Origin of the sequence: Agrobacterium sp. LMR679, assembly GCF_027157905.1 — a bacterium.
Lineage (GTDB): Bacteria > Pseudomonadota > Alphaproteobacteria > Rhizobiales > Rhizobiaceae > Agrobacterium > Agrobacterium leguminum.
Map to the genome: position 1 here is coordinate 539,288 of NZ_JAPVOJ010000002.1, position 19,485 is coordinate 558,772.

Below are 19,485 nucleotides of genomic sequence, written 5' to 3' on the forward strand. Positions count from 1 at the left end.
CTCACTTAACCGAAAAACCAATCCAAGAGGCTTTTCATAAAAGGCCAAACTTCTTCTTTAAGAATGGCTCTAATCGACTCGCGGCAAACAACATCGACTGACTTTGTTGCAAGCCAAAATGCGCCCGTCGGAGCTTTTCTGGTTTTTTGAGTTTTTTTACGCAAAGAGCGCATGGGTGCCATCCTTTTTTCAATGGATGCACTCATGCGCATATCACTCATCAATACAGGAACAAATGAGGAACACAAGTGAATTTATTTAGAACGGAACATTTGCCTCAATGCCCCACCGTCTTCGAAAACACATTCACGATCACCACCCCCGTCACGATAAACCCGAGGCCGACAACGGCGGCGATATCCAGCGTCTGGCGGAACACGAAATAGCCGATGCCGGAAATCAGCACGATGCCGAGCCCGCTCCAGATCGCATAGGCCACGCCGACTGGCAGCGCCCGCAGCGTGAACGACAGCAGATAAAAGGCCGCACCGTAAAACAACGCCATCAGCACCGTCGGCAACAGCCGGGTGAACTGCTGCGACTGCTGCAGGAACGAGGTGGCGATGACCTCGCAGACAATGGCCGCGACGAGCGCCCCGTAGGTGAAGATAGCCGCGTTCATTGTTCCATTTCCTTTTTCGTCTGGGCGATCATCCGGGCTCTGAGAGCCGCCCTGTCGCCACCTGCCCTGCCGTCATCGGCCAGAAGATCGGCAAACCAGATGCCGTCCGCCGCAAGCCTTACGAGTTCCAATACCACCCCCTCATCCGTTTCCTTATGACGGATGAGACGCCCTTCGAACCAGCTGGTCCACATGCGCCTGAGCGACGGTTCACCGACCATCGAAACCGACAATGCCGCCCATTGCCTGCCCGATTCCCGGTCGCGATCGGCGAAAACCGCGTTCACATAGGCCCTCGTGAAGCATCCGTAAGCTTCACAATCCTGTGAGATGAGCACGTCGATTTCCGCGTCCAGCGCCGAAAGAAGGTCCGCCATCACCGCCTCCAGCAAAGCCTGCTTGGAGGCGAAATGATGAAACAACCCACCCTTCGTCACTCCCGCCGCATCGGCCACCGCCTGCACGGAAAGTGCTGCAACACCCTGCTCGGCAGCGAGTTTCGCCGCGCAATCGAGAAGACTGCGGCGAACGATCTCAGGCTGCTTTTTTCGTTCATGTGCATTTTTCATATTTCGTAACATACCGGACGGTTGGTTTCTTTGCAAGGAAATTGTGAGGGCTGCCGCCGGCTTGAAATTCATACTTAATTAAGCATGAAAGCGATCTCTAAAGTTTTAGCGGTTTTGTTGCCGGAAAGTGTCAGTAAAACTTCGCTCATCGCGGCGGCCGAACAAAAGGGGTGAATTATGTCGGGAACGATCAAACGGGGAATGGCGGGCGCATGGGTCTTCGCACTCGCCTTCTTTTGCGCGATCCTCTCATTGCAGGCATCGCCTGCACAGGCCGGTTACGCCCATTTCATCATGGATGCCAATACCGGCAAGGTTCTGGCCGCCCGCAATGCTGACGTGCTGAACCACCCGGCCTCGCTCACCAAGATGATGACGCTTTACATGACCTTCGAGGCGCTGCACGCCGGCCGCATTCGCTGGGATCAGAAGATAAAGATGTCCAAGAATGGTGCAGCCGTCATCCCCTCCAAGCTTTATGTGCGTCAGGGCCAGACCTTCACCGTGCGCGAAGCCGTTTATGGCATGATCGTCAAATCCGCCAACGACATGGCGGAAGGCATGGGCGATCATCTCGGCGGCTCCGAGGCAAGGTTCGCCGAGATGATGACCCGCAAGGCCCGCCAGCTCGGCATGACGAAAACGGTGTTCCGCAACGCTTCCGGCCTGCCCAGCAAATCGCAGGTGACGACGGCGCGCGACATGGCGAAACTCGGCCTGGCGCTGCAGCGCGACTTTCCCAAGGAATACGATCTCTTCGCCATGGAATCCTTCAGTTTCCGGGGAAAACGCATTCGTGGCCACAACAATCTGATGTATCGTTATCAGGGCATGGACGGCATCAAGACCGGTTATACCAATGCTTCCGGTTTCAACCTCGTCAGCGCCGTCAATCACAATGGCCGCCGCGTCGTCGGCGTCGTGCTGGGCGGCAAGACCGCGCGCAGCCGCGATGCGCAGATGGCCGCCCTTCTCGACAAGGCCGTGCCGCAGGCATCGAGAAGCCGCAACACCGAACAGCTCGTTGCCAGCGCCAATGTCAGCCGCACCTTTGCTGTGACGCCCGCAGCCGCGCCCGCCGCTTCAGTACCGCCCGCCTCCGTACCATTGCCGATGTTCGCCGAGCGCCGCCAGGATCCGGTCGCCATGCAGATCGCCACGGCGAATAACCGAATGGCCGACATGATGCAGGTTTCGGCCATCCCGCGGCCGGCTCCCGCGGCGGCCTCCGCCAGCCAGAGAAGCCGCTGGGAAGTGCAGATCGCCGCCACCGACAGCGAAGCCGCCGCCCGCTCGCTGCTCGCCAATGCCCGCTCCAACATCGCCGGAAATTATGCCGGGATCGCGCCCTACACCGAAGCCGTGCAAAGCGGATCGGCAACCCTCTACCGCGCCCGTTTCACCGGCTTCGAAGACCAGTCTTCGGCGGTTTCCGCCTGCAAGGAACTGAAGGCGCAATCTTATTCCTGCGTGGTGATGACCAGCGAGGGGTGAGGATCAGCGCTTGAGCCAACCGCTCGCCAGCGCATCGGAGAGATGCGGAATCCCATTGACCTTCGCCATTTCGGCCATGGCCATATTGTCGTAACGGATATTGCGGAAATAGACCTGCCAGCCGCGCCCGGTCTCTTCCAGCACGGCATAGGTGGCAAGCGGATGACCGGCCTCGACGTGATGGTCGAAAGGCGTGTCGTCCTTCCAGCCGGGGCAGCCGACGCTGCCGGGATTGACGATCAGCCGGCCGTCGGAAAGCTGCACGGTGCGGGGAATATGGGTATGGCCACACAGCATCAGCGGCTGCGCGATGCCTTCCGCCATGGCTTCGATTTCGGCGAGCGGCCGCAATTTCAGAACGCCTTCCGGCGACAGCGTTTCCAGCCAATATTCCAGATCGTCACGCGGCGAGCCATGGCAGCAATAGGCGACATCCTTGAACACCATGCTGAATGGCAGGGTTTGCAGCCAGTCCAGATGGGCGGCGCTCAGCTGCGCATGCGCCGGCCTTTCCCAGCTTCCCATCTCTTCCGGCGCACGCTCGATCAGTTCCCGGTCATGATTGCCGCGAATGCTGGGAATCCAGTTGCTAACAAGTACATCGCCGGTAAACCCCGCTTCCAGCGGGCCGCTGAAACAATCGCCGAGATTGACGATATCCTTGATGCCAAGCCTCGCGATATCCTCCAGCACGGCTTCAAGCGCGGCGCAGTTTCCGTGAATATCGGCAATCGCGGCGAAGATCATGGCGGTCAGCTTCCTCGATAGGTGGAATAGCTATAGGGCGAAAGCAGAAGCGGCACATGGTAATGGCCGCTCTCATCGGCAATGCCGAAGCGGATTGGGATAATATCGAGAAAGGCCGGCTCCGGCAGCGCGACGCCCTTGCCGCGCAGATAATCGCCGGCATGGAAAACCAGCTCATATTCACCGGCCCTGAAACTGTCGCCGGCAAGCAGAGGCCCGCCATCGACACGGCCGTCGCTATTGGTCTGCACCGTCTTCAGCTTCTCGCGCCGATCGCCGGAGAGCCGGTAGAGCTCGATCGTCAGCCCTTCGGCAGGCGTGCCATGGGCGGCATCGAGGACATGGGTAGTCAAACCGGTCATGGCTTGGGCTCCGCGATCATATAGGGCTTATCGAAAAAATACTCTTCCAGATTGTTACCCGGCCCATCGCGGTCGGCAACCAGAAAATCCGAAACCGCCTGCAACGGCATCAGCGGATAATGCCAGACATTGCGGCGGTAATTCACGCCCTGATCGCCCCGCGCCAGAAACACCTGCGGCCGCCCCGGCCGGCCGCCATCGTCATCGGCGACGACCACGAGGAAAGGTCGGCCGGAAAGCGGCGAAAAACTCTGGCTGCCGAGCGGATGCCGTTCCATCATCTCGATTTGATGCGGAAAGGCGCGCGGCTGCCCGCGGAAAATATTGAGGATGACACGCGCGCCCTCACCCGCCGCCTCCGGGGCTGCGAGCGCATGGTGCCGCTCGGTCTGGCCGCCATTGATATGCCGCATGGAAGAGGGTGTCGTTTCGATCACATCACCGAAGGATGCGAATGCCTCTCTGGTGAGAGGTTTTATGTCGAGAAAATCAGTCAAATGTCATTCACCTTGGGCATGCCAGTTTCGGAGGAGGGAGAGTTTGTCCAGAAGGTCCGGTATAGCCGTCTGTGTCGTATCCCAGACCGTTTCAAGATTGATGCTCATATAACCATGCGCGATCCTGTTTCGCATGCCGCGCATCTTGACCCACGGAATATCGGGAAAATCCGCCACGAAAGCGGGGAACTCTTCCATGATGCGGGCGGTCGTTTCGTCAATAATCAGAAGGTTCATCGCGACCGCCCGTTGGCGGACGAGATCAGCCAAAAATTCATCCTTTGTGTTCGACCGGACAAAGTCGATGGTTTCCGAAGCAACCTGCCTGATATCCTGAAGATAAACATGCAGCCGCTCGACGCTCATACAGGCTTCGCTTCCTGCAGAACCTTCACACGGACGCGCTCGGGAAAGTCCCCCGGCGTCAACAGATGAATTTCCGTGCCGCGCATGATGGCCGATAGCTCTTCCAACAGGCCGCCCAGATCGAACAGGGTTGCCCCCGGCAGCGCATCCACCAGAATGTCGAGATCGCTGTCTGGCCGGTCCTCGCCGCGGGCGACGGAGCCGAACACGCGCGGGTTCGCCGCGTTGAAGCGCTTCGTCGCTTCGCGGATCGCCGCCCTGTTCTTTTCCAGCACCTCGGACGGTCTCATGATCTCAATCTCCAGACCCATCATTATAACGAAACGGCCTCATTCTCTCCGGCATCATATCAAAAAATCACTCACCCTCAGCATACCAGTTTCGGAGGAGGGACAGACGCGCCTGCAAATCCGGAATGCTCTGCGTTATCGTTTTCCAGACGACCGAGAGCTCCGCCCGGAAATAATCATGCACGATCAGATTGCGCATACCCTTCATCTTGATCCAGGGGATTTCCGGGTGCTGCTGTAAAAATGCGGGGTAGTGCTTATCCAGCTTGGCGACCGCCTCGCCAATCAGGGCAAGACCCATCATGACCGCCATCTGCGTCCGCGTGTCGGAAGAAAAAGCGGCCTCATCCATATCCTGAATGAAATCCTGTATTCTGGAGGCGGCAACATCCATCTCCTTCAGATAGAGCAGAAGCCGATCCGTACTCATACCGCTTTGGCTTCCTTCAGAACGCGCGCCCGTATATCCGAATGCAGGCCGCCTGAGGTGACGACGTCGACCTCCACACCAAGCAGCGCCTTCAATTCCTCCAGCAAACCGCCGAGATCAAACAGTGTTGTGCCAGGCAGCGCATCCACCAGAATGTCGAGATCGCTGTCTGGCCGGTCCTCGCCGCGGGCGACGGAGCCGAACACGCGCGGGTTCGCCGCGTTGAAGCGTTTCGTCGCTTCGCGGATCGCTTCCCTGTTCTTTTCCAGCACCTCGGACGGTCTCATGATCTTCATCTCCAGACGGCGCGATTCTAGCAGAACGGCCACCACTCGCCAATTCAGCCTTCCGGCAGCATCGCGGAAAGGCGCAGCCAGGCGATCTTTTCCACCTGCGCCGTCGCCGTCTCAAATTCTTCGGCTGCACCGTTGCCGATGCGCGTCTCGAATGCCGAGAGAATATCGTGCCTGTTCAGCCCCTTGACCGCGATGATGAAGGGAAAGCCGAATTTTTCGGTATAGGCGCCGTTCAATGCGGTAAAACGGGCGTGCTCTTCCGGGGTAAGCCGGTCCAGCCCCGCACCGGCCTGTTCGTTGCGGCTGTCGGCCGTCAACTCGCCCGCAATCGCCAGCTTGCCGGCCAGATCGGGGTGCGCCCGCAACACGCCGAGCCTTTCCGCCTCGGAAGCGCCGCGAAACTGCGCGCCAAGCGCGGCGTGAACCGCCTTCGCCGTCAGTTCCAGGCCGGCTCCGCCGGCATCATAGGCCCGTTCGGCGATGAAAGGCGAATGTTCGAACACGCCGCCGAAACGGGTGACAAAATCCTCACGCGTCACCATCAAAGCACCTCCGGCTTATGATGTTCATGCCAGTGACGGGCGATCTCTATGCGCTGCGGGATCCACACTTTCTCATGGCCAAGCACATATTCGATGAAACGGCGAAGTGCTGCCGCGCGGCCGGGACGGCCGACAAGGCGGCAATGCAGGCCGACGCTCATCATCTTCGGCGCGCCTTCGATACCTTCCTGGTAAAGCACGTCGAAAGCATCCTTCAGATAGGTGAAGAACTGATCGCCGGAATTGAAGCCCTGGGGCGTGGCGAAACGCATATCGTTGGTTTCGAGCGTATAGGGAATGATCAGGAAAGGCTCGTCCTTCGCATCCTTCACCCAATAGGGCAAATCGTCGGCATAGGAGTCCGACGAATAGAGGAAACCGCCCTCTTCCATGACAAGGCGCAGCGTATTGTCCGAAGGCTTGCCCTGATACATGCCGTAAGGACGCTCGCCGGTAACCTCCGTATGCAGACGCACGGCTTCGACTATATGCTTGCGCTCTTCTTCTTCGGAAAAATCCTTATATTCCAGCCAGCGATAACCGTGGCTGGCGATTTCCCAACCCGCTTCCTTCATCGCCGCAACGGCTTCCGGGTTGCGGGCCATGGCGGCTGTCACGCCATAAACGGTGGTGGTGACGCCAAGACCGGTGAACATGCGCCACAGCCGCCAGAAGCCGGCGCGCGAGCCATATTCATAGATCGATTCCATGTTCAGGTTGCGCTGGCCGGGCCAGGGCTGGGCGCCGACGATTTCCGACAGCAGCGATTCCGACGCCTTGTCATTGTCGAGAATGCAGCTCTCGCCGCCCTCCTCGTAATTGATGACGAATTGCACGGCGATGCGCGCGCCGCCCGGCCATTTCGGATCGGGAACATTGCGGCCATAGCCCACCAGATTGCGGGAGTAATTTTCGGAAATCATGCAGCCACCCAGACCATCTCTCCCAAGGCGGAAACCGATTTCGGGAGACATAAAACAGACCTCCGAAGCGCGATGACCCGGAACGGGGAGAACACACGCTTCAGATATGCGATATCCGAACGGTAGCATCCGCATCCGGAATGTCGAGATCAATCTTGCCGACATTCCGATGCTTTTTTGTATACGATTACTCCGGAGCGCTATTCAGGCGATCTTTCGGGCAGAAACGCGGCCCATGGGGTGAAGCGAGTGTACCCGGAAAGGCGCGCCCGGCTCATCCTCGATGAAAAGCGCAAGGCTGGAAAACTGCAGAGATCGCGTCAGCAGCGGCTCGAAAACCTTGCGCACGGCCCGCTCTATCCTCTGGCTGCTGGACGCTTCCACACCGCCGGTCAGCGACATCTGGAACCGGAACTCGTCCATCACATGCGGGCTGCCCCAGCGATGCAGATTGGTGAGCTGCGATGCCGAAAGCCGGTCCGGATCCGCGCGCTCGATTTCCGCGTCGGAGAGCGGCGCCCGGTAACGGTCGAATTCCTGCACCACGCGGGCGGCAAAAAAATGCAGCACTTCGCAGGGGCGCTCGGGAACGAGGCTGAAGACATTCTCCTGCCTTGCCACCACCAGTTGCGGCAGCGTGAAGGGCTCCTGCCTGCCGGAAAAATACATCAGGTCGCGCAGAAGCGCGGCCTCGGAATGGCCCTCCGCAAGACGGAAGGGAGCCTTGATCGTGCCGTGGAAACCGTAACGGCGCGGCAGCGCCGTATGGTAGGAAATCTCCTGCATGCCGAGATCGATCATGCCCGGCGGCTCCACCGCCTGACCGGAATAGGCATCGCGCCCCAACCACGCGGCGGCCGCCTGCGTCAGGGGGTCATTGGGGGAAGGCGTGAAATGAATGGCGTATCGCATGCGCTGTCACCTCGCCGCAAAAGCGGACAAACCGGCCTCGTTGCAGGCCAGCAGATAAGTGATTTGCGTGACAGATTAACGACGTAAGCGGCCTGATCAGAACTTTCTAAAGTCCGCGACGGCAATACTCACGTGTTGTTGAAGGTGAAAGCCCGAGGGGATGACAGGTGTGTGACCGCACACGCTCTGCAACGCCGCATCGGCAAGAAAATGCGCAAGCCCGAAGCTGACCTTGAAGCCGCCGGTCAGCGCAACGAGCTTCGGATGGCCGGGGATCGTGCCCACCATCGGGTCCCTCCCCACCGCCTTCGGGCGCAGCCCGGCCCAGCGTTCCAGCACCGGCGCGCCGGCAAGCGAGGGGACAACGGCAGACGCGTCCGCCAGCAGTTTTTCGAGCTTTTCATCGGTACTGAAGGGATCGGAAAAACAATCTTCGCTGGTACTGCCGATCGCGACGGTGCCATCCTCATGCGGCACGATATAAAGACCGTTCAGGAACACGACCGGCATCGCCGGGTCGGCCGCCGCGTCGAGAAGCGCCGCCTGCCCCTTCACCGCCTGCCCCAGCGTCACGCCAGCCTCCAGGCCGAGGGCGTCGCGGATCAGGGGGAAGGAACCATGGCCGTTGGCGATGATGACATGGCCGAAAGAAACCTCGTCGCCCGATGAGAGCACCGCCCGCCCGGCATCCGCGTCGAGCGAAAGAACGCGGTAACCTCCCGCCAGCCGCACATGCCGCGCCATGCCGAGAAAAGCCGAAAGAAGGGCGATCATCGCACGTGGCGAGACCCGCGCCGCCAGCGTATCGAACACGAAACCCGCCTCACCCGCCGCCTCATCCACCCAGCCCGCGACCGAAGGCCTGTCGCCGACATGCCAATGAAACCGGCGCTCGCCCGACACCCAGTTCTCCAGCGCATCCCGTTCGTGCCGTTCGGCAATGGCGCGCAGGTGCGGCTTCGGCAGCGGAATGATACGACCTGCGCGGCGGTAGCCGGCGGAAAGCCCGGTCTCCGCTTCCAGCCCGGCAATCTCTTTTTCCAGCGCAACCAGGGCATCGAACTGGAACTGTTTCTTGTCCGACCAGCGGTCCGGCATATGCGGCATCAACGCGCCCAGCAGCCCGCCGCTGGCGCCGCCGCCGGGGCGATCCGCCTCCACCAGCAATGTATCGATGCCGAGCCGTTCCGCCTTGACGGCGGCCCATAGCCCCATGATGCCGCCGCCGACGACGAGAAGCGGCACGGAGGCCGGCAATCTTGGAGATTGACCCTGTTCGAAAGCGGGATTATCGGCTTTAGCCATGAAACATTCCAACGAAAATATCACAGAGACCGGCGCAGCGGCCGGTTCACCGGCCGGGGAAGTCCCCACCGCGCTCGACTGGCGTGACGGGGATATGCCCTATTCACTGGCCTTTGACGACCATTTTTATTGCCAGACGGATGGCCGGCTGGAATGCGGCCATGTCTTCCTCTCCGGAAACGGCCTGCCAGAACGTTGGCTCGAACGGGAGGGCGCCTTCCGCATCGGCGAACTGGGCTTCGGCACCGGGCTTAACCTCTGCGAGACATGGCGCCAGTGGAAAGAGATGCGCAACGGCCGCTCCAGTCTGCATTTCATCTCCTTCGAACTCTACCCGATGAAGGCGGAGGAAATCGACCGGGCGCTGTCCCGCTGGCCGGAAGTGGATGCCGAACGCAAGGCGCTCACCGCCCTCTGGCCCGCCGAGCCGAAAGGACGGGTCGAAATCCAGCTCGATGACGAAACACGCCTGACGGTGGTCTGTGGCGAGGCGCTCGCCGGCATTTCCGCAAGCGAGGAAAGTTTCGACGCCTGGTTTCTCGATGGCTTCGCACCCGCGCGCAATCCGGACATGTGGTCGCTGGAAATCATGCAGGCGCTTTTCGCAAAGACGGCGCCCGGCGGCACATTCGCCACCTATGCCGCCGCCGGCTTCGTTCGCCGCAACCTCATCGCCGCCGGTTTTGAGCTGGAGCGCCGGAAAGGTTTTGCCGGAAAGCGGGAAATGCTCTGCGGGACCAAACCCTCCGACTGACGCCAAGCAGAAGCGTGTTCCAGTCGAAAACTCACACGCCCGGCACGTCGCGGCGCGGCATGTTGTCGCCCAGCCATTGCGCGATCTTGTCTTCGAGCGTTTCCGGGCTGATGGGCTTCGACAGATAATCATCCATGCCCGCCTCCAGGCATAGTTCCCGATCCGCCTCCTGCGTATGGGCGGTAACGCCGATGATCGGCACATGCCTGCCGTCGGCGGCGGTCCGTTCCGCGGCGCGGATGGCCTGCGTCGCCTGATGTCCGTTCATGACCGGCATCGAGACATCCATCAGGATGATGGCGGGATTATTCTCCTGCCAAGCCTGCACGGCCTTCTTGCCATTACCGACGATCAGAAAGCGCAGACCCGCCTGCTGCAATATCTGGGTGAAGACAATCTGATTGACGTCATTGTCCTCGGCCACCAGCACATCGACAAGGCTCGGCCGATGCCGCGCCGGCACCGCCGTCGATGCGGCATCGCGCTGCTTTCTTTCGGCGGAGCCTTTTTCCGGCCGGACGGCGCCGTCACCGCGACCTTCACGCGGGACCGGCGCTTGCCGGGCGCGTTTCAGCCGCACATCCCGCACCACATCGAACAGGGTGGAACGCAGGAGCCGCGCCCGCGCCGGCTTCATCAGATGCGCCTGCACATTGAGATCGGTGAACAGCGTCTCGTCGCCGACGACATCCATGGAGGTCAGGAAAACAATGGCAATGTCGTCAAAGCGCGCATCCGCCCGGATCCGTTCCACCACATCCAGCCCGTTCATGACAGGCATATGATAATCGAGAACGATGGCGTCGATGGAAAAACCGAGCGACGACGCCTCCGCAAGCACGGCGATGCCGGAAGGCCCGTCTTCCACCGCGTGGCCGTCTATGCCCCAACTGCGCAACTGCTCCGTCAATATGCGGCGATTGACGTCGTTATCGTCGATGACGAGCACGCGAATATCGTCGATCGCCACGGAAAGAAGCGGGAGATCGCGCTGTCTCTCGGTCACCTGAAACGGAATATTGACCTCGAAGGTCGATCCCCTGCCGACATCGCTGACGACCTTGATCGCGCCGTCGAACAGGCCGACGAGACCGACCGTGATCGCCAGCCCCAGCCCCGTTCCCTCGTGCCGGCGCGTGGCGGAACCGTCGACCTGGCTGAACTTGTCGAAGATGGTTTCGAGCTTGTCGACCGGAATGCCGATGCCGCTGTCTTCGACGCGCAGTGACAGGATGGCCTCGGAGGCTTCCGCCGAACGCGCCGAAAGCTCGACCAGCACATGCCCCGTTTCGGTGAACTTGACGGCGTTTCCAACGATATTGGTGACGATCTGCCGAAAGCGGCCGGCATCGCCGATGACCTTGCCGAAGACGGAAGCATCGATCCGGACGATCAGCTCTATGTCCTTTTCCAGCGCCGCCGAGGACAGCAGCGACACCACATCCTCGACCGCCTCCGCCGGATCGAAGGGCACGCTGCGCAGCCTCATCTGCCCGGCCTCGATCTTCGAGAAATCGAGAATGTCGTTGATGATCGTCAGAAGCGCATTGCCGGATTTGACGATGATATCGGTGAAGGTCTTCTGGCGCGTATCCAGATTGGACTTGGCCAGAAGCTCCGCCATGCCGAGAACGCCGTTCATCGGCGTGCGGATTTCATGGCTCATATTGGCCAGGAATTCCGATTTAGCCCGATCCGCCGCTTCCGCGCGTGAAAGCAGCCGCTGCAATTCCTCTTCACGCAGCTTCATCTCGGTCACATCGGTGACGATGATGAGCCAGTAATTGCCGGAACTGTTGGTGGCCTCCAGATTGAGCCAGCTTTTGCCGGCGACATGGATGAGCCAGGAAAACGGCCGGTTGGCGGCGATATTCTCCCTCCAGGCGCGCAGCGTCTCCGCAGCCTCCCCGGCCGTGCCGAAATCGCCGCGCCCGGCGCAATGGGCGAAGAAACCCGACCAGTTGCAGCCCTTTTCCAGAAGATGCGGCGGCACGTCGAACATGCGCGCCATCGCCTCATTGGACATGATGATCGTGCCCTGCTCGACCAGCACCAGCCCCTGCGCCATGGCGCGCGTGGCACCCTGCATATATTCGCCGACCCGCTCCAGTTCGGCCGTCGCCTTGCCGATCTCGACGTCGCGCATGCGGACATCGGTGACGTCGGCATAGGTGCTGAGGATTTTTCCGCCTTCGAGCCGGGTTTTCGAAATGACCGTAACCTTGCCGCTTTTGCTGCGCACCTCGCGGGGCGCAAAGACCTCCTCCTTCAGAAGCCGCTGCACCCGCTCGCCATAGACCTCATCGAAAGGCCTGTCGCCATAGTCATAAAGGCCGCTGTCGAAATTCATCTCCATGAATTCGCGATAAGTTTTGCCGACAAGCGACTTCTCGCCGCCGATCTCGCCCCAGACCTCATAAAAGAACGGATTGACATATTCGATGACGAGATCGGCGCTGAGCAGCAGCACGCCCACCGGCAGGGCATGGAGAACCGCTTCGAGCTGGCGGTGCAGCGTCTCAGCCTCGGCCTGCGCAGCGATCAGCGCCTTTTCCCGGTCCTGCAGCAGGCTGGCATCGGTGACCGAGCCCACCAGATAGTATTCGTCGTCCGGCGTCGCGACCCGGCCGAGCCTTGTGATGACGGGAATGGCGCCGCCATCCGCAAGCGGAACGCTTCCGGTCTTTTCAATGGCTTCCCCGGTTCGCAGAATATGCTCGTTTTCCCGCTGGAACTGCGGGCCTTCCTCCGGAAACATCTCGCATTCGGTCTTGCCGATATGATCGGCGAGGCTGCCGCCCAGAAATTTCTCATAGGCCGCATTGGCAAAGGTCAGCCGCCTGTCCTGATCCCTCAGGAACACGCCGACCGGCAATTGCTCAAGCGCGGCGCGCAGAAGCCAGGTCTCGCGGATCTGCGTGCTCAGAAGCGTCTCATGCGCCTTGAACTCGGTGACATCCACCCGCAGCCCCACCAGCATGCCGTTTTCCAGCCGCTTGTTGACCATGCGCACCCAGCGGCCATCGGCAAACTGCTCCACCCTTTCGAGATAGGGCAGTGAAAAATCCCGTAGCTGCTCCTGCATCCACCCTTCGAACGCCGGATCGCCGTCCTTCGCATCGCGATAGCCGCTCGAAAAATAAATCGCCGTCATCAACGTCTCGAGCGGGACGCCGGCCTTCAGGTCGACGCCAAGCGCGCCGTAGAATTCCCTGAAGCGGGTATTGCAGTAGACCAGCCGGTTTTCGCGGTCATAAATCACGATACCCGCATCGACGAGATCGATCACGCCGCTGCCGAACAGCAGGTCCGAAGCGCTATCGGCTTGCGGAAAAACCTCCACGGTGGCGGACGGCATGTCCTCGAACGCTTCGAACAGGAACAGATTGCCGTCGTCACCGGTGAAACGTTCGCAGCGAAGCGTGTATGGCTTGGACGCGCCCCCACCATGGCAGGCAATCATCTCATCCGTGGCGAAAACCAGCGAGCGGCGCTCCCTGTCCTCGCGCTCGGCATCGCGTATATCGGCGGAAAGGGAAAGGCTGGTGTGTCCCTTGAATGCCCCGGGCGGACGCCCCATGACCCGGGCATAGGCGGAATTGACCGCGATATAGCGAAGTTCGCTGTCCTTGATGCACGCGGGCAGGTCCAGGGCGGCCACGGCCCTGCAAGCCTTTTCGAGCAACCCGCAGCTTTCGGTCAATCGATACTCCACACCTTGCAGTCCATTCCTGTCGAATCAAATATTTCCGGACGCCGTCGCAAAAAACGTTATGTGAGAAAATCGATCTTTGCTATGTATCCGACGGCGCCGTTACCCTTTTTTAACCATAATTCTTCGCGTGCGCCCGTGCCGTCCCGGCAATCGCCGGCTACCGGTACGCATGGCTGCCATGCAGCCTTCAGCGGCGGCGTTACAAAACTATCGCTTGACTTTGACGCGCAAAACGCCCACATGGCCCTCAAGCTTTCACCTTCGGCAGCCGCGTGAGCTGCAGCGTATGACCGGAAAGACGTCCTTAAAAAGGAATCTGGCCCGCATGAAGGAAAAGCGCAAAGAATACAGAAGACGGCATGTGCCGCACTGATGCGCAGAAAGTTATTCCAACCCACAAGTTCCCAATTCACGCGGGGTTCTTGACGCCGAAACCGCCGGACAGCAGCCCTGTTCCGGACGATTGGTTTTTGGCGCCCCGAAAGGCATTATATTGACCAGTTTTAGCGAACTCGGCCTCTCCGAAAAGATCGTGGCCAGCGTTACCCAGCTTGGCTATACGACCCCTACTCCCATTCAGGCAAAGGCCATTCCGCTGCTGCTCGAAGGCCGTGACCTGATCGGCCTCGCACAGACCGGCACCGGCAAGACCGCCGCTTTCGGCCTGCCGATCATCGAAATGCTGATGAAGCAGGCGGACCGCCCGGCAAACCGCACCTGCCGCACCCTCATCCTCGCCCCCACGCGCGAGCTGGTGAACCAGATCGGCGAAAACCTGCGCTCCTTCGTGAAGAAGACGCCGCTGCGCATCAACCAGGTGGTTGGCGGCGCATCGATCAACAAGCAGCAGCTTCAGCTGGAAAAGGGCACGGACATTCTGGTGGCGACCCCCGGCCGCCTGCTGGACCTCATCGCCCGCAACGCCATCTCGCTCTCCAAGGTCACCTATCTGGTGCTCGATGAAGCGGACCAGATGCTCGATCTCGGCTTCATCCACGATCTGCGCAAGATTTCGAAGATGGTGCCGGCCAAGCGCCAGACGCTGCTCTTCTCGGCCACCATGCCGAAGGCGATCGCCGATCTCGCCCACAGCTACCTGACCGATCCGCTCAAGGTGGAAGTGACCCCGCCCGGCAAGGCAGCCGACAAGGTGGAGCAATATGTTCACTTCGTCGCCGGCAAGAACGACAAGACCGAACTTCTGAAGAAGTCGCTCAACGAAAACCCGGATGGCCGCGCCATCGTGTTCCTGCGCACCAAGCATGGTGCGGAGAAACTCTACAAGCATCTCGAACATATCGGCTTCAAGGTCGCCTCCATCCACGGCAACAAGAGCCAGGGCCAGCGCGAGCGCGCTCTCAAGGGCTTCAAGGATGGCGAGATCAAGGTGCTGGTGGCAACGGACGTCGCTGCCCGCGGCATCGACATTCCAGCCGTCACCCACGTCTTCAACTATGATCTGCCGGAAGTGCCCGACGCCTATGTCCACCGCATCGGCCGTACCGCACGCGCCGGCCGCGACGGTATCGCCATTGCGTTTTGCGCCCCTGACGAAACCCGCCTGCTGCACGACATCGAAAAGCTGATGAAGATCGATATTCCGGTCGCCTCCGGCGAACGTCCGGCAGGTCTTGCCAGCCCGACGCGCCCCAACAACAACCGCGGCGGCCGCAACAATAATGGCGGCCATCAGCGTGGTCCCCGCGAAGGCGGCCGTCACAATGGCGAATCCCGCCCCTCGCGCCACCATGCTCCGCGCGACGCGGACAACGATCTGGAAGTCACCTCCGACTTCAAGCGCGTCAAGCAGGCTGAAGGCGAAGCAGGCCGCCCGGCCGGCCCGCGCAAGCACCGCCGCCCGGCCCGCAAGCCCGGCGGCAGCGGCGCCAACCGCCACGCCCCTGCCGGCGGCAACGGCCAGGAAAAACGCGCCTCCGGCAACGGCCATCGTGGCCGTAACCGCTAAGTTGCTCTAGTGGATTAAGGACGCCCGGCATTGCCGGGCGTTTCTTCTCCCCGCCGGGGAGAAGGTGGCCCGAAGGGTCGGATGAGGGGTAAGGTCTCCATGATCCGGCGAGGGCGCCCCTCATCCCGCTGCCGCGGACTTCTCCCCCTCGGGGAGAAGAAACAAGTGGCGAGCACTCGCCAATCAAGCCCTGCAGCCACATCCGGCCAGCGGGGCTTTTCTTTCCCTTCAACTACCCTGCGCGACCGGACGACGCCGTGACGGCAGGGTCATGGCCAGCACACCGGCAATGACGCAGACGAGCCCCACCCACATGGCAGGTGTCGGCATTTCCCCCAGAAACGCCATGCCGATGGCGACGCCGACCGGCACCCTGAGATAGGCCTGCGACGTGGTGCCGACGGAGCCCAGCGTCTGCATCAGCCGGAAATAGATCATGAAGGCGAGCGCGGTCGAAAAGACGCTGAGGCACAGGAGCGCCGTCAGTGACGCCGCCGAAGGCGACAGCGTCCAGGGCCGGTCGACGATCAGGCTCACGGGCAACAGGAAAACAGCGCCGCAGATAAGCGAGCCGGCGGCCGGCATGATAGGATCGAGCCCTTTGAAATTTTTACTGAAAATGGCCGCACAGGCATAGGAAAAAGCCGCCGTCAGCACGGCGAGCTGGCTCCATATCGCCTCGCCCGCGCCGCTCAGCGCTTCGACACCGATGATGAGGCACACGCCCGTCATGCCGGCAATGGTGCCGAACAGCTTGCGCCCGCTGACCGGCTCGTGCCGGATAACGAGTGCGGTGAGAAGAAAGGTGAAGATCGGCGTCGTTGCATTAAGAATGACGGCAAGACCGGCATCGATGCTTTGTTCCGCCCAGGCGATCAATGTGAAGGGCAGAACGCTGTTGATGCAGGCCTGAATGAAGAACAGCCGCCACGTCGCCAGATCCGTGGGCAGGCGCAGCCCGCGCAGCCGGATCACCGCAAAGAGCAATAGACCGGCGATCAGGGTTCTCGATGCGATGAAGGTGATCGGCGGTATCGTCTCCACCCCGATCTTGATGAAGGTATAGGATGCGGCCCACAGCGTGGACAACAGGGCGAGAAGCAGCAATTCGCGGGCGATGGGGTTCTGGGAGGTCACGGGTCGATTTTCCAACTGCGTTCAGGATGACCCGTTCTTAACCCGAAAACAAGCATCTATGCTTCGGCCACGGCCGAAGTTTCAATCCTCTTTCAAAAAAGCTCCGCACGGCGTCACCATGCGGAGCTTCGGTAAAAGAGATCGATGACGGATCGGGCAATCAGGCCCGGCGCTCATCCACCGAGAAGGCGCCCGGACCGGCAACGAACAGATAGAGGAAGATGAAGCAGAACAGGATGGCGGCGTCGCCACCGTTCAGGGCCGGGAAGAAATTGCTCGGCGCATGCGCCATGAAATAGGCGACCGCCATCTGGCCGGACAGGATGAAGGCGACGGGTCGTGTGAACAGGCCGATCAGCACGAGAATGCCGCCGACGAATTCCAGCAGTGCGGCGACAAGCATCAGGGTCGGCAGCGAGCCTTCCATCTGCGATGCCGGAAAACCGAACAGTTTCTGCGTTCCATGCGCCACGAAAAGCAGCGCCGTCATGATGCGCAGCGCCCCGAGTGCCTGCGGGCGATAGCGGGAGAGAGATTCGAAAGTTGCCATGTTCATGTGTCCCCGTTGAAGTGGTGCCGCGCTCGATACAGTGCATTTAACCCTTTATGGATACACGTCTCGAACACCGGAAATCACGTTTCCGATATAGCAGAACTCCCTTAAATACAGAAAGGGAGGCATTCTACACATGGTTGATTTTCAAGCATAAAATTGACCGTCTGCCGAAAAAATCAACTCAAGGATACAGGCATTTTCTGGCGTGGCAAAGGCGGAAAAATCCGCCTCTTCCTCACGCCTGCAAGACGACGACCTTCGAACCGACCGGCACGCGGCTGTAAAGATCGATGATGTCGTGGTTCAGCATGCGGATGCAGCCGCTCGACATGGCGTGGCCGATGGATTGCGGCTGGTTGGTGCCGTGCAGACGGAACATGGTGTCGTTGCCGCCGCGATAGAGATAGAGCGCGCGTGCGCCGAGCGGATTGTTCGGGCCGCCCGCCATACCGCCGGCAAACTTCAGATTGCGCGGATCGCGGCGCATCATATTCGCGGTCGGTGTCCAGGACGGCCATTCCGCCTTGCGGCCAATATAGGCATCGCCCTTCAGCGCAAGACCCTGCCGGCCGACACCGACGCCGTAACGCATGGCGCGACCATCGCCCATAACGTAATAAAGCCGCCGCGCCGGCGTATCCACCACAACCGTTCCGGCCGGGTGCCTGGTATCGTAGGTGACTTCCTGCCGGCGAAGTTCCGGCTTGACCTTGTCGAGATGCATGGCGGGAAGCGGGAATTTCTCCTCCGGCTTTGCCGCATAATTCAGCCTCTGCTGGCCGATGCCGGTATTCGCGCAGCCGGCCAGAAACAGCGGCAATCCGAACAGAACACCACGACGTGAAATAGACATGTAACCCCCGCCAAATCATGTGATTAACGAGAGGTATAATTTTATGGTTAACAAACCCCTAATATGAGGTTGTGGTAATTAGAGCATTTCCAGGAAAAGTGGAGCCCGATTTTCCGTCCGGAAATGCGGCAAAACAAAGAGTTAGAGCGCTTTCGCTACTCGAAGAAAAGCGAAAATGCTCTAACGTGCGACAACAGCTGCGGCAGGTCTGCGATTGGCGAGATAAACCCCTGTCACCGCCAGAACGGTGCCGGCAATCATGGCGGGTGTCAGCGTTTCCCCGAAAAGCAGTGCTGCTTCCACGGCCGCAAGCGGCGGCACCAGATAGATGAGCGAGGCGGCCCGCGAGACCTGCCCGCGGCGTATCAGATAAAGAAGCAACGCCACGGCGCCGATGGAGATCGCACCCACCGACCAGGCGAGCGTGGCGGCAAGGCCGAGGCTCCAGTCCACATGCCCATCCTCCAGCAGAAGCGCGAAGGGCACGGTGACCAGCAGCGCACCGACATATTGCAGCGTGGCCACCGCCATGATGTTTCCGCCATGGACGTATTTCTTCTGGTAGAGCGTACCATAGGTAACCGAAGTCATGCCCAGCACATTCACCGCCACGGCGTAGAGCGGCACCGACAGGCCGACAGCACCGGTGGCCATGACCTTCGGCAGCACGGCAATGGCGATGCCAGCAAAGCCGATGAGCAGGCCGGCGCGCTGCAAGGGCGAGATCCTTTCGCCGATCATGTAGCGGGCGGCCACCGCCGTCATCAGCGGCTGCAGACCGGCGATGATGCCGCCGATCGCCGCCGGCACGCCCTGCCCTATCGCCCACCAGATCATGCCGAGATAAAGACCGTGCAGGAAGACGCCGGACAGGATCGCCCGGAAGAGATCGACACGCCGCTCAGGCCACTGGATGGAGGAAAAGCGGCAGATCGCCCACAGCAGCGCCCCCGCCAGCAGATAGCGCAGACAGAGAAAGGTCAGCGGTCCGGTATAATAGACCGCATATTTGGCGGTGACCCAGCCGGTCGACCAGAGAAAGACGAAGATGGCCGGAGCCAGACGGTCGAGCGACATGGGAACATCCCCTGTGCCGCACGAACCCCGTAACCGGACACGGCGCGGGAAAGGCGGCGAATTGATATTTCT

General features: G+C 60.5%; 22 protein-coding genes. 3 read left to right on the forward strand and 19 right to left on the reverse strand.

Annotation, left to right across the window (positions count from 1 at the left end):
- Positions 1 to 5: 5 nt before the first annotated feature.
- The 3 genes from O3W47_RS13415 to O3W47_RS13425 all read right to left on the reverse strand — a co-directional run bounded on the left by O3W47_RS13415 (position 6) and on the right by O3W47_RS13425 (position 1,203).
- A complete protein-coding gene (locus O3W47_RS13415; RefSeq protein WP_269313942.1) occupies positions 6 to 206 on the reverse strand; it encodes a hypothetical protein in 201 nt (66 codons plus the stop codon).
- A 71-nt stretch (positions 207 to 277) separates the two neighbouring features.
- Positions 278 to 622 carry a DMT family transporter gene (locus tag O3W47_RS13420; protein ID WP_059754268.1) on the reverse strand — a complete coding sequence of 115 codons (345 nt, stop codon included), beginning with the start codon at positions 620 to 622 and terminating at the stop codon, positions 278 to 280.
- Positions 619 to 1,203: a TetR/AcrR family transcriptional regulator gene (locus tag O3W47_RS13425; protein ID WP_174025351.1), complete on the reverse strand. Its 585-nt coding sequence runs from the start codon at positions 1,201 to 1,203 to the stop codon at positions 619 to 621. Before O3W47_RS13425 ends, O3W47_RS13420 begins: the two co-directional genes overlap by 4 nt.
- A 189-nt stretch (positions 1,204 to 1,392) precedes the next feature.
- On the opposite strand from O3W47_RS13425, the gene O3W47_RS13430 reads away from it, so the two are divergent.
- The gene (locus tag O3W47_RS13430) at positions 1,393 to 2,685 is read left to right on the forward strand and encodes a D-alanyl-D-alanine carboxypeptidase (protein ID WP_269314839.1); all 1,293 of its coding nucleotides are present in this window, start codon (positions 1,393 to 1,395) and stop codon (positions 2,683 to 2,685) included.
- 3 nt (positions 2,686 to 2,688) lie between these two features.
- Here the strand turns inward: O3W47_RS13430 and O3W47_RS13435 are convergent, their stop codons facing one another.
- From O3W47_RS13435 to O3W47_RS13485, 11 genes are all read right to left on the reverse strand, one after another.
- Positions 2,689 to 3,432 carry a metallophosphoesterase family protein gene (locus tag O3W47_RS13435; RefSeq protein WP_269313943.1) on the reverse strand — a complete coding sequence of 248 codons (744 nt, stop codon included), beginning with the start codon at positions 3,430 to 3,432 and terminating at the stop codon, positions 2,689 to 2,691.
- Between the two features lie 5 nt (positions 3,433 to 3,437).
- A complete protein-coding gene (gene uraH, locus O3W47_RS13440; protein WP_127757906.1) occupies positions 3,438 to 3,794 on the reverse strand; it encodes a hydroxyisourate hydrolase in 357 nt (118 codons plus the stop codon).
- Positions 3,791 to 4,291 carry an ureidoglycolate lyase gene (locus tag O3W47_RS13445; protein WP_080816078.1) on the reverse strand — a complete coding sequence of 167 codons (501 nt, stop codon included), beginning with the start codon at positions 4,289 to 4,291 and terminating at the stop codon, positions 3,791 to 3,793. Before O3W47_RS13445 ends, uraH begins: the two co-directional genes overlap by 4 nt.
- 3 nt (positions 4,292 to 4,294) lie before the next feature.
- The gene (locus O3W47_RS13450; protein WP_269313944.1) at positions 4,295 to 4,657 is read right to left on the reverse strand and encodes a HepT-like ribonuclease domain-containing protein; all 363 of its coding nucleotides are present in this window, start codon (positions 4,655 to 4,657) and stop codon (positions 4,295 to 4,297) included.
- Complete coding sequence (locus tag O3W47_RS13455; RefSeq protein WP_269313945.1) at positions 4,654 to 4,947, reverse strand: nucleotidyltransferase family protein; 294 nt, start codon at positions 4,945 to 4,947, stop codon at positions 4,654 to 4,656. Before O3W47_RS13455 ends, O3W47_RS13450 begins: the two co-directional genes overlap by 4 nt.
- Before the next feature lie 67 nt (positions 4,948 to 5,014).
- Complete coding sequence (locus O3W47_RS13460; RefSeq protein ID WP_262533627.1) at positions 5,015 to 5,377, reverse strand: HepT-like ribonuclease domain-containing protein; 363 nt, start codon at positions 5,375 to 5,377, stop codon at positions 5,015 to 5,017.
- Positions 5,374 to 5,664 carry a nucleotidyltransferase family protein gene (locus tag O3W47_RS13465; RefSeq protein WP_035220685.1) on the reverse strand — a complete coding sequence of 97 codons (291 nt, stop codon included), beginning with the start codon at positions 5,662 to 5,664 and terminating at the stop codon, positions 5,374 to 5,376. Before O3W47_RS13465 ends, O3W47_RS13460 begins: the two co-directional genes overlap by 4 nt.
- Before the next feature lie 53 nt (positions 5,665 to 5,717).
- Positions 5,718 to 6,215, reverse strand: a complete 498-nt coding sequence (gene uraD / locus O3W47_RS13470; protein ID WP_269313946.1) for a 2-oxo-4-hydroxy-4-carboxy-5-ureidoimidazoline decarboxylase — start codon at positions 6,213 to 6,215, stop codon at positions 5,718 to 5,720.
- Positions 6,215 to 7,138 carry an allantoinase PuuE gene (puuE, locus tag O3W47_RS13475; protein WP_127757960.1) on the reverse strand — a complete coding sequence of 308 codons (924 nt, stop codon included), beginning with the start codon at positions 7,136 to 7,138 and terminating at the stop codon, positions 6,215 to 6,217. The genes uraD and puuE overlap by 1 nt, the downstream gene beginning before the upstream one ends.
- Positions 7,139 to 7,342: 204 nt before the next feature.
- Complete coding sequence (locus O3W47_RS13480) at positions 7,343 to 8,050, reverse strand: DUF1045 domain-containing protein (protein WP_003524263.1); 708 nt, start codon at positions 8,048 to 8,050, stop codon at positions 7,343 to 7,345.
- A 96-nt stretch (positions 8,051 to 8,146) separates the two neighbouring features.
- Positions 8,147 to 9,355, reverse strand: coding sequence for an NAD(P)/FAD-dependent oxidoreductase (locus O3W47_RS13485; protein WP_269313947.1), 1,209 nt, complete (start codon positions 9,353 to 9,355; stop codon positions 8,147 to 8,149).
- Here O3W47_RS13485 and mnmD point away from each other — a divergent pair.
- The gene (gene mnmD, locus O3W47_RS13490; protein WP_269313948.1) at positions 9,354 to 10,109 is read left to right on the forward strand and encodes a tRNA (5-methylaminomethyl-2-thiouridine)(34)-methyltransferase MnmD; all 756 of its coding nucleotides are present in this window, start codon (positions 9,354 to 9,356) and stop codon (positions 10,107 to 10,109) included. The genes O3W47_RS13485 and mnmD overlap by 2 nt on opposite strands.
- Positions 10,110 to 10,140: 31 nt before the next feature.
- Here mnmD and O3W47_RS13495 read toward each other — a convergent pair whose 3' ends face one another.
- The gene (locus O3W47_RS13495) at positions 10,141 to 13,812 is read right to left on the reverse strand and encodes a response regulator (RefSeq protein ID WP_269313949.1); all 3,672 of its coding nucleotides are present in this window, start codon (positions 13,810 to 13,812) and stop codon (positions 10,141 to 10,143) included.
- 505 nt (positions 13,813 to 14,317) lie between these two features.
- Here O3W47_RS13495 and O3W47_RS13500 point away from each other — a divergent pair.
- Positions 14,318 to 15,790 carry a DEAD/DEAH box helicase gene (locus O3W47_RS13500; protein ID WP_080816057.1) on the forward strand — a complete coding sequence of 491 codons (1,473 nt, stop codon included), beginning with the start codon at positions 14,318 to 14,320 and terminating at the stop codon, positions 15,788 to 15,790.
- Positions 15,791 to 16,018: 228 nt separating this feature from the next.
- On the opposite strand, the gene O3W47_RS13505 is transcribed toward O3W47_RS13500, so the two are convergent.
- The 4 genes from O3W47_RS13505 to O3W47_RS13520 form a co-directional block, all read right to left on the reverse strand.
- On the reverse strand, positions 16,019 to 16,927 hold the full coding sequence (locus O3W47_RS13505; protein ID WP_269313950.1) for a DMT family transporter: 909 nt from the start codon (positions 16,925 to 16,927) through the stop codon (positions 16,019 to 16,021).
- 160 nt (positions 16,928 to 17,087) lie between these two features.
- Complete coding sequence (locus O3W47_RS13510) at positions 17,088 to 17,477, reverse strand: DoxX family protein (protein WP_269313951.1); 390 nt, start codon at positions 17,475 to 17,477, stop codon at positions 17,088 to 17,090.
- 241 nt (positions 17,478 to 17,718) lie between these two features.
- Positions 17,719 to 18,336, reverse strand: a complete 618-nt coding sequence (locus O3W47_RS13515; RefSeq protein ID WP_003520529.1) for a L,D-transpeptidase — start codon at positions 18,334 to 18,336, stop codon at positions 17,719 to 17,721.
- 180 nt (positions 18,337 to 18,516) lie between these two features.
- Positions 18,517 to 19,413, reverse strand: coding sequence for a DMT family transporter (locus O3W47_RS13520; protein WP_080816050.1), 897 nt, complete (start codon positions 19,411 to 19,413; stop codon positions 18,517 to 18,519).
- Positions 19,414 to 19,485: the final 72 nt, after the last annotated feature.